The 14643-nt window shown below is 65.4% G+C and carries 10 protein-coding genes; 3 read left to right on the top strand and 7 right to left on the bottom strand.

What is annotated here, in order from left to right:
* The first annotated feature begins 4 nt into the window (after positions 1–4).
* The 3 genes from NCS03_RS22435 to NCS03_RS22425 are packed head-to-tail and all read left to right on the top strand — an operon-like array spanning position 5 to position 2990.
* Positions 5–1207 carry an acetate/propionate family kinase gene (locus tag NCS03_RS22435; protein ID WP_008348486.1) on the top strand — a complete coding sequence of 401 codons (1203 nt, stop codon included), beginning with the start codon at positions 5–7 and terminating at the stop codon, positions 1205–1207.
* The gene (fabI, locus tag NCS03_RS22430) at positions 1204–1986 is read left to right on the top strand and encodes an enoyl-ACP reductase FabI (protein ID WP_175981176.1); all 783 of its coding nucleotides are present in this window, start codon (positions 1204–1206) and stop codon (positions 1984–1986) included. The genes NCS03_RS22435 and fabI overlap by 4 nt, the downstream gene beginning before the upstream one ends.
* 2 nt (positions 1987–1988) lie before the next feature.
* Entirely contained in the window at positions 1989–2990 is a 1002-nt protein-coding gene (locus NCS03_RS22425) for a hypothetical protein (RefSeq protein WP_250436773.1), read from the top strand.
* 9 nt (positions 2991–2999) lie between these two features.
* Here the strand turns inward: NCS03_RS22425 and NCS03_RS22420 are convergent, their stop codons facing one another.
* From NCS03_RS22420 to NCS03_RS22390, 7 genes are all read right to left on the bottom strand, one after another.
* Positions 3000–3584, bottom strand: a complete 585-nt coding sequence (locus tag NCS03_RS22420) for a PqiC family protein (protein WP_008348482.1) — start codon at positions 3582–3584, stop codon at positions 3000–3002.
* A complete protein-coding gene (locus tag NCS03_RS22415; protein ID WP_175981172.1) occupies positions 3584–5173 on the bottom strand; it encodes a PqiB family protein in 1590 nt (529 codons plus the stop codon). The genes NCS03_RS22420 and NCS03_RS22415 overlap by 1 nt, the downstream gene beginning before the upstream one ends.
* Positions 5170–6456, bottom strand: coding sequence for a paraquat-inducible protein A (locus NCS03_RS22410; protein WP_008348479.1), 1287 nt, complete (start codon positions 6454–6456; stop codon positions 5170–5172). The genes NCS03_RS22415 and NCS03_RS22410 overlap by 4 nt, the downstream gene beginning before the upstream one ends.
* Complete coding sequence (locus NCS03_RS22405; protein WP_008348477.1) at positions 6453–7943, bottom strand: efflux transporter outer membrane subunit; 1491 nt, start codon at positions 7941–7943, stop codon at positions 6453–6455. The genes NCS03_RS22410 and NCS03_RS22405 overlap by 4 nt, the downstream gene beginning before the upstream one ends.
* A gap of 1 nt (position 7944) precedes the next feature.
* Positions 7945–11157, bottom strand: coding sequence for an efflux RND transporter permease subunit (locus tag NCS03_RS22400; protein ID WP_175981170.1), 3213 nt, complete (start codon positions 11155–11157; stop codon positions 7945–7947).
* Between the two features lie 43 nt (positions 11158–11200).
* Positions 11201–12463 (bottom strand): efflux RND transporter periplasmic adaptor subunit, encoded by a 1263-nt coding sequence (locus NCS03_RS22395; protein WP_008348475.1) that lies wholly within the window; start codon positions 12461–12463, stop codon positions 11201–11203.
* A 536-nt stretch (positions 12464–12999) separates the two neighbouring features.
* Complete coding sequence (locus tag NCS03_RS22390; protein ID WP_250441068.1) at positions 13000–14409, bottom strand: aminotransferase-like domain-containing protein; 1410 nt, start codon at positions 14407–14409, stop codon at positions 13000–13002.
* Between the last annotated feature and the right edge of the window lie 234 nt (positions 14410–14643).

The raw sequence follows: 14643 nt of genomic DNA, 5'->3' as shown, positions 1-14643 counted from the left end.
TTCCATGGCCGATGTGATTCTGGTTCTCAATGCGGGCTCGTCGAGCATCAAGTTCAGCGCGTTCGATGTCGAAGGCGACGCGCTCGAACTCGTCACGCACGGACAGGTTGAAGCGCTGTTCAGCGCGCCGCATTTCGTCGCTTACGACAGGCGAGGCGAGAAGTCCGCGGAGCATTCATGGGGCGAAGGCGCGAAGCTGCAACATGCCGAAGCGATCGCGCATCTGGGCGCGTATCTGCGCGGGCATGGCGCGGGGCATCGTCTGGTCGGCGTGGGGCATCGCGTGGTGCACGGCGGCGCGCGTTTCACGAAGCCCGTACTGACGAGCCCCGAAGTGCTCGACGAACTCGACAAGCTCACACCGCTCGCGCCGCTGCATCAGCCGCATAACTTGAGGCCGATACGCATCGTCGCCGAGCGCAATCCGGGCCTGCCGCAGGTCGCGTGCTTCGACACGGCCTTTCATTCGACGCAGGCGCCGCTCGCGCAGGCGTTCGCGCTGCCCGAATCGATCACGAAGAACGGCGTGCGGCGCTACGGCTTTCATGGTCTCTCGTACGAATACATCGCGAGTGCCCTGCCGGATGTTGCACCCGATGCCGCGCGCGGGCGCACGGTCGTCGCGCATCTGGGCAACGGCGCGAGCCTGTGCGCGATGCACGCGGGCAAGAGCGTCGCCAGCACGATGGGCTTCACCGCCGTCGACGGTCTCATGATGGGCACGCGCTGCGGCAATCTCGATCCGGGCGTGGTTCTTTACATGCTCGACGAGCTCGGCATGAACGCGCGCGAGATCGAAGACATGCTGTATCGCCAGTCGGGATTGCTCGGCGTGTCGGGCGTGTCGGGCGACATGCGCGCGCTGCTCGCGAGCAGCGACGAACGCGCGCGCTTCGCGATCGATCTTTACGTGCATCGCATCGGCCGCGAGCTCGGCTCGATGAGCGCGGCGCTGCACGGGCTCGACGCAATCGTGTTCACGGCGGGCATCGGCGAGCATTCGAAGGAGATACGACAACGCGTGTGCGAAGAAGCGGCGTGGTGGGGCATCGAACTCGATACAGAAGCCAATGCGAGCGGCGGCCCGCGCATCAGCACGGCGTCGAGCAAGGTGAGCGCATGGGTGATTCCGACCAACGAAGAACTCATGATCGCGCGCCACACGCTCGCGCTGATCGATGACAAACGCGAAGGAGCATCCGCATGACATTGAATGTCCCGCAGCCCGTGCTGAAGGGCGCGAAGGCGCTCGTCACCGGCATCGCCAACGAGCATTCGATCGCCTATGGTTGCGCGAAAGCGTTCCGCGAACTGGGCGCCGATCTCGCCATCACGTATGCCGACGAGAAAGCGCGGCCTTACGTCGAGCCGCACGCGCAAGCCCTCGAAGCGCCGATCTTCATGCCGCTGAACGCGTCGAGCCAGGAGGAACTGGAAGCGGTGTTCGAGCGTATCGCGAGCGAGTGGGGCAAGCTCGATATTCTCGTGCACTCGATCGCGTGGGCGCCGAAGGACGATCTGCAGGGCGGCCTGCTGAACTGTTCCGCCGAAGGCTTCGCGAAGGCGATGGACATTTCCTGCCATTCGTTCGTCCGCATGGCGCGGCTCGCGGCGCCGCTGATGAAAGACGGCGGCGCGATGTTCACGATGAGCTATCACGGCGCGAACAAGGTCGTCGCGAACTACAACGTAATGGGCCCGGTGAAGGCCGCGCTCGAAGCGTGCGCGCGCTATCTCGCCTACGAGCTCGGTCCGCAGGGCATTCGCGTGCATGCTATTTCGCCGGGGCCGCTCAAGACGCGCGCGGCATCGGGACTCAAGGACTTCGACCTGCTCCTGACCGAAGCCGCACAGCGTGCACCGCTCGGCGAGCTGGTCGACATCATGGACGTCGGCTTTACCTGCGCGTTCCTCGCGACGCCTTTCGCCCGGCGCATGTCCGGCGAGACGCTGTACGTGGACGGCGGCGTGCATATCATGGGATAAGCATGTTCAACTGGCTGTTCCGGCGCGATAACGCGAGTTCGCGCGAGGATGTCAAGGAGGCGCTCGGCCGCATCGTCGCGGTCGCGCCTCAGGTGCGCCTCGCGAGCCGTTATGAGTCGCGGCTCGCGCCGGTCGTCGGCAAGACGCTGGATCACGCGCGGGAACTCGTCGCGGCGCTGCCCGCGCCGCGCGACGCGACACCGGCGGCATGGGCGGACGATCCGTATCTGCGCGCGAAGTTCGCGACGCCGGACGACGTCGCGCGCGTGATCGGCGAATCGCACGATGTGCGCGGCTGGTTCGACGGCAACATTGCCGCCGATCATGGGTTCGCGGTGCTGGGCGCGACGCTCGTCGAGCGGAAGGTGCTCGTCGCGGCGGTGGAGGGCGGCGCGTTGCGTTCGGACGTCGCGCGCACGGCGGTCAGCTTCGACGACAAGCGCATGCGCTTTTGCAACGGAACGGACGAAGCGCTCAGACGCGATCTCGTGCAGCGGATCGTCGAGCAGTTCGTGCTGGAAGCGATGTCGCGCGTCGCGCACAACGACGCGCGGCGCGACGCGCTGCAGGAACATCGCGCGTTGCTGACCGCGCGCATGCAGATGCTCGGCCGGCGCGGCGCGGGCATGAGCGGCCTGATTGCATCGACGGATCTGGCCGGCGACGCCACGCGGCTGCAGCGCGATTTCGAGGAGAACGAAGCCGCGCTCTCGGCACTCGGCTCGCTCGCCGATTCCATCGAGATGCAGCTTCAGACCATCGTCGAATTGCTCGCCGAGCCGGCGGCGCTGATTTCCGTCACGCATCGCGAGCTGTGTCTGAATCAGATGAACCTGCTGATGGAAACGCGCTGCGACGAGCCGCACGCCGACATCGCGATCGAGCTTGCGCACTTGCCGACGCAGCCGCCGCAGACGCGCGCGGTGGAGATCGTGCGGATCGCGCGGCGCGATGTGCCGCCCGCGGGCGCGGCGTTCGATGAGGCGGCGAAGCTGGTGCTGTGAGGGGCGCTTCTACTTGAGCCCACTACCCCCGATCGCCCCCGCGATATCCCTGCTCACGCTCGCGAGCGCGCGGCTGTGCGCGGCCACGAGCGCATCCCAGCCGCTTCCGCTGACCGGCTCGCGCACGAGCGAACGGCCGGTCAGCGCGTTGTCGTCGCCGAAGCGGCGCACGGACCAGTGCGCATCGATCGCGACGGCATCGCCGGGAACGGATTCGAACTGCTGGATATCGACGCGCACGCGCCACGCGTTCGCATCCGCGATGGCGCGCGATGCAGGCGCGACCTGATCCGATGCGAGCAGCAGCGCGAGATCGCCCGCGATGGCATCCGCGATGCTGCTCTTGAGCGGCTCGCCCCAGCGCGCGTATTCGTTCAACGTGACTTCGTTGTCGGTGCTGCGCGTGACGATCTGCGGCCGGTCGACGAGATCGGGCACCGTCACCGGTCCGACGATCACCGGCCTCGATGCGGCGCGCGCGGTCGCCGCGGTCAGCGACGGATCGGCGCTCAAGCGATAAAAGCTCGCGCTCGGCGAGGCGCATCCGGCGAGCATCGCCATCGAAAGAACGAGAGAGACGAGTACGGGCCGCATCACTTCTTGTCCTCCGGCTTGCCGCGCAGCAACGCTTCCGGATGCTGCTGCAGATAATCCGCGAGACTGCGGAACGAGACCGCCGTGCGCGTCAGTTCGCGGATCGCTTCGGCCGTGTCCTGCTGCAGCCCGGAATCCGGCATCAGCGTGGAATGCGCGGCATCGAGCGCGGCGCGCGCCGCGGCGAGCGTCGTCGCGGCCTGCGGCACGACTTCCGTGTTGAGGCCCTGCATCAGCCGCGTAGTGCTGTCGAGCGTCTGCCGCGCGCTCGCCGTCAGCTCCTCGATCGGCAGCTTGTCGATGCGCGTCATGATGCGGTTGACCGAATCCTGCAACGAGTCGAGGCCGCTAGGCGTCGTCGGCATTTCGGGCGGCGTGCGGCTCCAGTCGATGCTCGCTTTCTTCGCAGCCGGGAAGAAGTCGATCGACACATATAACTGGCCCGTCAGCAGGCTCCCGGTGCGCAACTGCCCGCGCATGCCGCGCGCGACGAGCAGGTCCGCGAGCTCCTTGCGGTCGTTCGTGAGGCGGCCGCCCTTCGGCACGTTGGCGAAGCGCGACGTGAAACGCTCCGGATACAGATTCACCTCGACCGGTATGCTGATGCGCTTCGTCACCGGATCGAAGCGCGTATAAATCGCCGACACCTCGCCGATCTGAATGCCGCGGAATTCGACCGGCGCGCCGACCGCGAGGCCGCGCACGGAACCATCGAACGCGAAGACATATTTATCGACGATGCTTTCGCGCACGCGCAGCGCATCGGCGCGTGTCGGATGCAGCGTGAACACGGTGTCGCGCGGCGCTTCCGCCCAACTGAGCGACACGGCGGGCGTCTCGAACGCGAGTCCGCCGATGAGGATCGACACGAGCGACTGCGTGTTGACCTTGAGCCCGTCGGTGCCGAGCGTCACGTCGATGCCGCCCGCCTGCCAGAAGCGCGAATCGGCGTTCACGTAACGGTCGTAGGGCGCGTTGACGAATACGTGCAGCGTGACGCCGCTGCCGTCCTTGTCGAGTTCGAACGCCGTCACCTGGCCCACTTGCAGACGGCGGAAATATATCGGCGTGCCGACATCGACCGAGCCGAGATCGGTCGCCTTCAGGATGAACTGCCGCCCCGGCACGTCGCTCGCGAAGATCGGCGGCGTTTCGAGGCCGGTGTAATCGCGCCGGTCCTGCTTCGAGCGGCCGATGTCCATGCCGATATACGCGCCCGACAGCAGCGTACTGATGCCCGACACCGAGCCGCCCGCCACGCGCGGCCGCACGACCCAGAAGCGCGTGTCGTCGACGAGCATGTTGGTCGCGTCGCGCGTCAGCTCGGCCGTCGCGATCACGCGCGTGTAATCCTTCGACAGCGCGACCGTCTTGACGAGGCCGATGTCGACGTTCTTGAACTTGATCTTCGTCTTGCCGGCTTCGAGGCCTTCGCCGGTCTTGAAGCTGATGGTGACGGTCGGCCCTTTCTCCAGCACGGCCTGCGCCGCGAGCCAGATGCCGATCGCCACGGCGACCAGCGGCACGATCCAGACCCACGGAATGCGCCAGCGCCTCTTCGGCACGACTTCGGCATCGGGCGTGTTCATCGCGTACCTTCCCGAGTCGGCGAGAAATCCCAGATCAGGCGCGGATCGAACGACATCGCCGCGAACATCGTCAGCACGACGACCGCGCCGAACGCGATCGCCGCCGGCCCGGCCTCGATCGTCGCCATCGCGCTGAACTGCACGAGCGCGACGAGCACGGCGATCACGTAGATATCGAGCATCGACCAGCGTCCCACGAATTCGACGATACGGTAGACGCGCGCGCGAAACGCGCTCTGCTGCGTCATGCGCAGATTCGCGCTCGTGGCGAGATAACCGATGGCGAGAATCTTCAGCATCGGCACGGCGATGCTCGCGATGAACACGAGCACCGCGAGCGGCGGCGAGCCGGACGTCCACAGATACGCGACGCCGCTCATGATCGTGTCTTTCTGCGCGCCGAAGAGCGAGCTCGTGTTCATCACCGGCAGGATGTTCGCCGGGATATACAGGATCGCCGCCGAAATCAGATACGCCCAGGTTCGCGAAAGGCTCGCGGGCTTGCGCAGATGCAAATGCGCGCCGCAGCGCGGACAGCACAGATGGCCGCGGTGCTGCATGCCGCGCGTGGAAAGGCCGCAATCGTGACATACGCAGATGCCGCTTTCCGCCGCCGTGCGCCCTTTGAGCGGCGTGTCGGCGGGCATGCCGGGCGGCGCGCCTTCGACGCGCTGCCACATGGCGCGTTCATCGAACGACGATGACGCCGCGACGAGCAGCAGCATCAGCGCGGCGAGCGACCACAGCGCCGGCCCCGTCACCACCGATGCGATATGCGCGAGCTTCACGACCGCGACGAGCAAGCCGAGCATCAGCACTTCGGTCATGCCCCAGTTGCGCGCGACGCGCAGCAGGCGATACACGGTGTCGGCGCGCCACGGCCGGCGCTCCAGATAAAGCGGCAGCAGCAGCCACACCATGCCGAGCGCCTGCACGGCGGGCATCAGGATCGTCGTGAAGAAGATGAGGGCGGCGAGCGGCCACATGCCGTCGCGATAGAGCACGCGCACGGCGCCGAAGAGCGTCGTCTCGACGAGATCGCCGTTCACCGCGAGACCGACGATCGGAAACGCATTCGAGATCAGCCACAGCACGCAGGCGGCGAGCGCGTACGCGAGCGCGCGATCGAAGCCGCGCCCGCGGCGCCGGTACAGCACGGCGCGGCAGCGGCAGCAGCGCAGCGTGCCGCCGGGCGGCACGTCGCACTCGCGCTGCATCAGATCGCATTCGTGACACGCGATCAGCGGCCGCGCGTCGCGATCCTCCGATGTGACCGTGTTCATTGCACCGTCTGCGAAGCGGGCTGGCCCGGTTTGGGCGAATCGGCGGAAGGCGTGGCCGACTGCTGTTGCGTCGTCATCTTGTCGGCTGCGACGACCCAGCCGCCGCCCATCACCTTGTAGAGCGTGACGAACGACACGAGCGCGGCGGCCTGCGTCTGCGTCGCCGACAACTGCGCGTTGAAGAGGCTGCGCTCGGCGTCGAGCACTTCGATGTAACTCGTATAACCGCCTTCGTAGCGCGCCCGCGCAAGGCGCGAGTAGGTCGCGAGCGCCGTGACCTGGCGGCCCTGCACTTCGAGCTGTTCGTGCAGTTTCTGCGAGGCGATGAGCGCGTCGTCGACTTCCTGGAACGCGACCTGGATCGCCTTCTGATACGTGAGCAGCGCCGCCTGCTGCTGCGCTTCGGCGGACTGCACCTGACCCGAGATGTTGCCCGCCGTGAAGATCGGCTGCGTGACCTGTCCCGCGAACGACCAGATGCGCGACGGCCCCGTGAACAGCGACGAGAACTGGCCGCTCGCGGTGCCGAGCAGGCCCGTCAGCGAAATCTGCGGGAAATAGAGCGCGCGCGCCGCGCCGATCAGCGCGTTCGCCGCGATCAAATCCTGTTCCGCCTGCAGCAGATCGGGCCGGCGCTCCAGCAAGTCCGAAGGCAGGCCGGCGGGGATGACGGGCGTCGCCATCTCGCCGAGCGTTCGGCCGCGCACGATCGGCCCGGGATTCGCGCCGAGCAGGATAGACAGCGCGTCTTCCTGCTGCGCGATCTGCGTTTCGAGCTGCGGAATCGTCGCGAGCGAGGCTTCGTATTCGGACTGGCTTTGCGCGAGTTCCATCTGCGAGACTTCGCCGCCTTCGAAGCGCAGCGTGAACACATGCACCGATTCGGCGCGGCTTTGCGTCGTCGCCTTCGCGATTTCGAGCTGCTTGTCGAGACTGCGCAAATTCAGATACGACGACGCCACCGACGCCACCAGCGACAGGATCGTCGCGCGCCGTCCTTCTTCGCTCGACAGCAGATTCGCACGCGCGGCTTCGGTCAGACGCCGGGTGCGGCCGAAGAGATCGAGCTCCCACGACGCGGCGATCGACGCCTGGAAGTCGTTGTAGACCGGCCCGAAGCCGTTGAGCGGTTGCGGTCCCGCCGCCGACGCGCGCTGCCGCGAGGCCGTCGCGCCCGCCGATATCTGCGGGAACAGCAAGGAACGCGTCGTGACGAACTGGCCCATGAACTGATCGACGCGCGCCGCCGCGATCTTGACGTCCTTGTTGTTCGCGAGCGCCGTCGAGATCAGCTCGTCGAGAACCGGATCCTGAAACTGACGCCACCATTCCGAGTTCGCGGCGTCGGCGACTTCGGGCGCGGCGAAGCGGTACGTCGCCGGGGTTTCGACCGGCTGACGCGAGTAGTTCGGGCCGAGCAGGCAGCCGGACAGCGACAGCGCCGCGGCGATGCCCGAAAACGAGTGAACGAGGCTGGCGCGCCGCATGTCAGTCTCCCTTGTCCGGAGCGGACGGCGACGCGTTCTGGCCGCTTCCGCCGTGCGTCTGCTTGGCATCCGGCGCGCTCGCTTCGGCGCCTTTCTTCTTCTTCGAGCGGGAGGACATCGTTTCGAGTCCCCAGAAGAACATCGGGATGAAGAACACGGCGATGACCGTCGCGCCGAGCATCCCGCCGATCACGCCCGTGCCGATCGAGTGCCGGCTGTTCGCCGATGCGCCCGTCGCGATCGCGAGCGGCACGCAGCCGAGAATGAACGCGAGCGAAGTCATCACGATCGGGCGCAGGCGCTCTTCGGCGGCGGTCATCGCGGCGTCGTAGACCGACGCGCCCGCCTCGCGATTCAGCACGGCGAACTCGAAGATGAGAATCGCGTTTTTCGCGGCGAGCGCGACGAGCATCGTCAAACCGATCTGGAAGTACACGTCGTTGTTCAGGCCGCGCAAGAGGATCGCGAGCAGCGCGCCGAAGATCGCGAACGGCACCGCCATCAGCACGCCGAACGGCAGGCTCCACTTTTCGTACTGCGCGGCGAGAATCAGGAAGACCATGATGAGGCCGAATATGAACACGAGCGCCGACGAACTGCCCGACTGTTTCGCCTCGTAAGCCTCGCCGCTCCAGCCGATGCCGTAATCGCTCGGCAAGTCCTTCGCGATGTCTTCCAGCGCCGCGATCACTTGCCCCGACGCGTAGCCCGGCGCGGCGTTCGCCGTGATCTTCACCGCGGGGAAGTTGTTGAAGCGCGTGATGAGATCGGGACCGGTCACGTACTTCGTATTGACCACGGACTTGAGCGGCACCATCTCGCCGCTCTTGCTCTTCACGAAAATCTGCGTCAGATCGTCGGGCTTCAGCCGATACTGCGGCTCCGCTTGGAGAATCACCTGCCACAGGCGGCTCGATCGATTGAACTGCGACACGTACAGCGAGCCGAACATCGTCTGCATCGCGCTGTAGACGTCCTCGACGGGCACGCCGAGCGTTTCGGCCTTGTCGCGGTCGACGTTGGCGAGCAGTTGCTGCGACGACGCGTTGAACGTGCTCGTCACGCCCGTCAGTTCCGGCCGCGCTTTCGCCTTCGCGACGAAATCGTCGACGATTCCGGCGAACTGTGCGATGGTCGCATCGCCCTTGCTCTGAATCCACATTTCGGTGCCGCCCGTCGTGCCGAGGCCCGGAATCGACGGCGGATTCAGCGGCACGACGATGCCCTCCCGAATCTGCGAGAGATGCTTGTAAGCATCGACGAGCACGGCGCGCGCGTTCTGCGTGCGGATATTCGCCGACGTATAGCGATCCTCGAAACTCTTGAAGCCGACGAAGAACGTCGACGAATTGTTCTTGTTCTGGCTGTCGAGAATGGAGAAGCCATCGACCGTCGTGATGCTGCCGACCGCCGGCTGTTTCATGAAGTATTCGGTCACGCGGTCGGACACGGCGCCGGTGCGGTCGAGCGACGCGGCATCGGGCATGATGACGGCGCCGAGCAGATAGCCCTGATCCTCGGGCGGCAGGAACGCCGTCGGAATGTCGCGCATCATCATGACGGCGAGCGCGATCATGCCGACAAAGAGCAGCAGCGCGATCGCGAAACGCTTGATGACGAGCCGCACGAGGTGCGTGTAGCCCCGCGTCATGCGCGCGAATTGATTGTCGAACCAGCGGAAAAAGCCCTTTTTCTCGTGATGTCCCGGCTTGAGCAGCAAGGAGGCGAGGGCGGGCGACAAGGTCAGCGCGACGAGGCCCGATATCACCACCGATATCGCGATCGTGATGGCGAACTGCTTGTACATCTGCCCCGTGATGCCGGAGAGGAACGCCACCGGCACGAACACCGCGCACAGCACGAGCACGATGGCGACGACCGGCCCGGCCACTTCGTCCATCGCCTTCTTCGCGGCGGTCTTCGGATCGAGCTTGTGCACCGTCATGTTGCGCTCGACGTTCTCGATCACGACGATCGCATCGTCCACGACAATGCCGATGGCAAGCACCATGCCGAACAGCGTCAACATGTTGATGGAGAAGCCGAGCGCTTCCATGCCCATGAACGTGCCGACAATCGACACCGGCACCGCAAGCACCGGAATGAGCGTCGCGCGCAGGCTTTGCAGGAACACGAACACGACGATCACGACCAGCACGACCGCTTCGAAGAACGTATGCACCACATCGGAGATGGACGCGCGCGTGAACTCCGTCGTGTCCATCGCGATTTCGTAGTCGATGCCCTGCGGGAACGTCTTCTTCATTTCCGCGAGCGACGCGCGCACCTGCTTGGACACATCGAGCGCGTTCGCGCCAGGCTGCTGATACACCGCGAGCACCGTCGCCGATTTGCCCTGAAAGCGGCTGCGGATCGAATAGTCTTTTTGTCCGAGCTCCGCGCGTCCCACGTCTTTCAGACGCACGATCGCCGCGCCGCCCGATTGCGCGCGGATGATGATGTTCTCGAACTCGGCAGGCTCGGTGAGGCGGCCCGTCGTCGTCACCGCGAAGGACTGTTCGACGGGCGCGCCAGTCGGCGATTGCCCGAGACGGCCGACCGCGAACTGCTGGTTCTGATTGGCGACGGCGCGTTGCACGTCGGCGGCGGTGATGCCGAGCTGCGCCATGCGGTCGGGCTTGAGCCAGATGCGCATCGCGTAATCGGGCGTGCCGAAGATCGCGCTCTGGTTCGCGCCCGGAATGCGCTTCAACGCGTCGAGGACGTACACGTTCGCGTAGTTCGCGATATACGTCGCGTCATAGCGCTCGTCGGGCGAATAGATGGCGATGACCATCATGAACGCCTGCGACTTCTTCTGCACCTGCACGCCCTGCGCCGTCACCGACTGCGGCAGCTGCGGCAGCGCGAGGTTCACGCGGTTCTGCACGTCGACCTGTGCGAGTTCCGGATTCGTGCCGATCTGGAAGTACGCGTTGATCGTGAGATTGCCCGTCGACGAGCTGGACGAGCTCATGTAGATCATGTTGTCCGCGCCGTTGACCTGCTGCTCGATCGGCGCGGCGACGTTGTTCGCGACCACATCCGCGCTCGCGCCCGGATAAGTCGCGGAGATCGTGATCTGCGGCGGCGTGATGTCTGGATACTGCGCGGTGGGCAGCGCGAGCATGGTCAGCGCGCCGCCCAGCGTGATGATGATCGAAATGACCGACGCGAAAATCGGACGGTCAATGCAGAAATGTGAAATGTTCATTGGCCTCTTCCGCGCGACGTGCTTGTCGTCAGATCAAATCACTTCACTTTTCGGTCCCGCCGCTTGCGTTCTTCGCGTCTCCGAGCGACGCCTCCTGCGCGCCCGATGCCGCCGCGCCGCCCGCGGCCGGTGCGGCGACGACGCGAACCTGCGTATCCGCGCCGACGCGTATCGCGCCATCGACGATGACGCGTTCGCCCGCCTTCAGGCCGTTCGTGATGAACCAGTCGTCGCCGTGCCATTCGCCGACTTCGACGACGCGCTGATGCGGCTTCGACTGTTCGTCGAGCACCCACACGAAGTGACTCTTCGCGCCCTGCAGCACGGCGCGTTGCGGCACGAGAATCGCGTTGGGTCGCACCGCGCCCGCCACGCGCGCCTTGACGAACTGTCCCGGTCGCAACGTGCCTTGCGGATTCGCGAACACCGCGCGCACGAGGAACGTGCCCGTCTCCGTGCTGAACGCCGGATTCGTGAAGTCGATGCGACCGGTTTGCGGAAAGACGGAGCCGTCGGCCTGGATGACGGTCACATCGAACTTGTTGTCGGGCGGAAAGCGCAGTTCGCCTTTCTTGATCTGCTCGCGATAGCCCAGCAGTTCGTTCTCCGAGATGCTGAAGTTCACCCACATCGGATCGAGCTGGTAGACGTAGGTGAGCAGGCCGCCCTGCGTCGGCGTCACGTAACTGCCTTCCTGGATGCGCGCGAAACTGGACAGGCCCTTGAGCGGCGAGCGGATCGTCGTGTAGCTGAGATTCAGTTCGGCGGTCTGCACTTCGCCTTTCGCGGCGATGACGGCGGCCTCGGCGCTCTTTTCGTTGCCGATGGCGTCATCGAGATCCTTCTTGCTCAATGCGTTCATCGCGGCGAGCGGTTTCACGCGCGCGAGATTCTGCTGCGTGACGAGCAGCCGCGCCTGCTGTTGCGCGAGCGAGCCTTTGGCCGTCTGCAGCGCGGCCTCGAACGGCCGTTTGTCCATGAGGAACATGACCTGATTGGCCGAGACGAGCGCGCCTTCGGTGTACATGCGCTTTTCGAGGAAGCCGTCGACGCGCGCGCGGATTTCGACCTCGCGCGAGCTTTGCGTCTGCGCGGTGAATTCGAAGTCGACGGGCGTCGATTGCGCCGTGACAGTCACGGCGGTGACATCGACGGCGGGCTTCTGCGCTGGCGGCGCCGGCTTCTTGCACGCCGCGAGCGAGAGCGACGCGAGCGCGGCGATCGCGCCCACGCGCAGCGCGCGCATGGAGCGCGAAGGTGGAGCGAACGAGCAGCAGTCCAGTACGTGTTCCGACACGAACGCCATGGGCGCCTCCCCCGTTGGGATGGCCGATCGTTGATGAGCGAACGCGCCAACAGAGCGCCTCGCCACGACAATGCTCGCGGTGTGCGTTTAGGCGGATGCGCCCGGAAAGCGTGCGCATTTCCGGTGCGCCTGCGCCATGCGATGAAATCGCGCGGGACAGGACTTAGGGCGACGTCAGCGAGCGCGAGCCTGATGCTTGTAATGTGGCGTAGCTGCCTCCGGTTTTGACGGTCGAGTTATAGCCAGAGAGATGCTCTTGGTTCGCCACCGAGTGGCGTGACGTGCGTGACGAGTCTACTAATAGCTGAACTCGGATGAAAACGCCATAGCGTTTATCGGCATTTTGACTGAATGGTGTGGATCGGGATGCGCAGCAATTACTGAACTGGCGTGCTGAATCGGCGGGGAAGGTATGGATGGCTTAGCGAGCCGTCGGATTCATCGTGACGATAAATGCAACGCCGAACCGAAATGTCGATGTCCTGACTTGGGCGCCGTGACGCCGCCGTCGTGCGCTTTCCGGCGGCGAGTCGGAATCACAAATGCCCGAACAGCGCCCGCGGCCGGTCTCTCAACGTTCCCGCCAGCATCCGCAATCCGCTGACGAGCTGATCGCGGCTTTCCGCGCACGCGAGATTCACGCGCACCCCATGCTCGATTTCCGACCGGTCGACCGCGAACGCCGACGAGGGCATCACCACGACGCCGCGCGCCTTCGCATTCGCGGCGAAATCGTCCGCGCGCCACGGCAGCGGCAGCTTCAACCACACGAACATGCACGCCGGATCCGATTGCAGGAATTCCTGCGGCAGCAACTCGCGCGCGAGATCATGCCGCGCGCGGATTTCCGCGAGCTGCGCATTCATGATGTGCTGCGCGGTGCCGTCCTCGATCCAGACGGTCGCGATCAGCATCGACAGCGGCGCGGGCATCCACGCCGTCGTACGCACGGCCTCCGCACATAGCGCGGCGTTGTCCTGCGGGCTCAGCAGATAACCGAGCCGCAAGCCGGGCGCGAGGATCTTCGACGTCGCCGAGATGTGATACGTCAGTTCGGGGCACAGACTCGCGAGCGTCGGCAGACGCTGCGCGACGAGCGGCCCGTACACGTCGTCCTCGATGATCGCGACGCCATGCCGCCGCGCGACATCGACGAGCGCCATGCGCCGTTCCAGGCTCATCGTCGTGACCGTGGGATTCTGCAGATTCGGCACCGTGAAAATCGCCTTCGCCGGCACGCGCCTGCACACGCGCTCGACCTCGTCGATCAGCAAGCCGTCGCGGTCGCTCGGAATGCCCACGATCTCGAACTGGAAGACGGGCGCGAGCGCCTTCAGCCCGTAATACGTGAGTTGATCCGCGAGAATCACGCCGTCCGTGCCGATCAGACTGTTGAGGACCGCATACAGCCCGTGCTGCGCGCCGCTCGTCACGACGACCTGATCCGCCGTCGGCGCGAAACCCGGCGCGCTCATCCAGCGCGCACCGGCCGCGCGCGCCCATGACGGCCCCTGCGGCGGCTGATATTCCTGCAATTGCGCAAAGCGCGGATCGCGCGGCAGTTCGCCCATCGTGCGCGCGAGGCACGCGAGGAATTCCCCGGTCGCGGGCCGGTTCACCGTCAGATCGATGACCGAGCTGCCCGTGCTCGCGGGCGGCATCTCGACGCTCGGCATCGCGCCGCCCGTGACGAGCGAGCCGCGCCGCTTGCTGCCGATCACGAGGCCGCGCAACTGCAACTCTTTGTACGCGCGCGACACCGTCGACACGTTGATGCCCAGTTCGCTCGCCAGTTGCCGCTGCGGCGGCAGACGGCTGCCCGGCGGATACATGCCGCTGCGGATTTCCTTCTCGATGGAGCTCGACACCTCGATATAGGTCGATCGCCTCGTCGTGCCGTCGGCTTCGCCGTTTGCGCTCAGCGTCTGATCCTTGTCGGAAGCCATGAATCTGTGTCTCCATACAAACATTGCTTTGTCCGCGATTTGTGCGGAAGTCTGCCGATTCTAACCCAGCGCATGGCCGACGCAGTGGCCGTATATGGACTGAAACGCCTCTGCAAGAGCCGCTCCATCCTCCCCTCAGGGAAAATACCGGCACCACACAACCGCGCTTTTAATTGCACACAAAAAAATATTGTGTGATTCTAGGATCAGAGTTTGTCTGGTGCGTGTCTCATC

Source organism: Caballeronia sp. ATUFL_F1_KS4A (genome assembly GCF_023630905.1).
GTDB lineage: Bacteria > Pseudomonadota > Gammaproteobacteria > Burkholderiales > Burkholderiaceae > Caballeronia > Caballeronia zhejiangensis.
Note: the sequence above shows the minus strand (reverse complement) of the source record. Positions and strands in the feature narration are given on the sequence as shown.

Bases quoted from the DNA above. Each gene is read 5' to 3' on its own strand.
- NCS03_RS22435 (WP_008348486.1), top strand. From the start codon at position 5: ATGGCCGATGTGATTCTGGTTCTCAATGCGGGCTCGTCGAGCATCAAG.
- fabI (WP_175981176.1), top strand. From the start codon at position 1,204: ATGACATTGAATGTCCCGCAGCCCGTGCTGAAGGGCGCGAAGGCGCTC.
- NCS03_RS22425 (WP_250436773.1), top strand. From the start codon at position 1,989: ATGTTCAACTGGCTGTTCCGGCGCGATAACGCGAGTTCGCGCGAGGAT.
- NCS03_RS22420 (WP_008348482.1), bottom strand. From the start codon at position 3,584: ATGCGGCCCGTACTCGTCTCTCTCGTTCTTTCGATGGCGATGCTCGCC.
- NCS03_RS22415 (WP_175981172.1), bottom strand. From the start codon at position 5,173: ATGAACACGCCCGATGCCGAAGTCGTGCCGAAGAGGCGCTGGCGCATT.
- NCS03_RS22410 (WP_008348479.1), bottom strand. From the start codon at position 6,456: ATGAACACGGTCACATCGGAGGATCGCGACGCGCGGCCGCTGATCGCG.
- NCS03_RS22405 (WP_008348477.1), bottom strand. From the start codon at position 7,943: ATGCGGCGCGCCAGCCTCGTTCACTCGTTTTCGGGCATCGCCGCGGCG.
- NCS03_RS22400 (WP_175981170.1), bottom strand. From the start codon at position 11,157: ATGAACATTTCACATTTCTGCATTGACCGTCCGATTTTCGCGTCGGTC.
- NCS03_RS22395 (WP_008348475.1), bottom strand. From the start codon at position 12,463: ATGGCGTTCGTGTCGGAACACGTACTGGACTGCTGCTCGTTCGCTCCA.
- NCS03_RS22390 (WP_250441068.1), bottom strand. From the start codon at position 14,409: ATGGCTTCCGACAAGGATCAGACGCTGAGCGCAAACGGCGAAGCCGAC.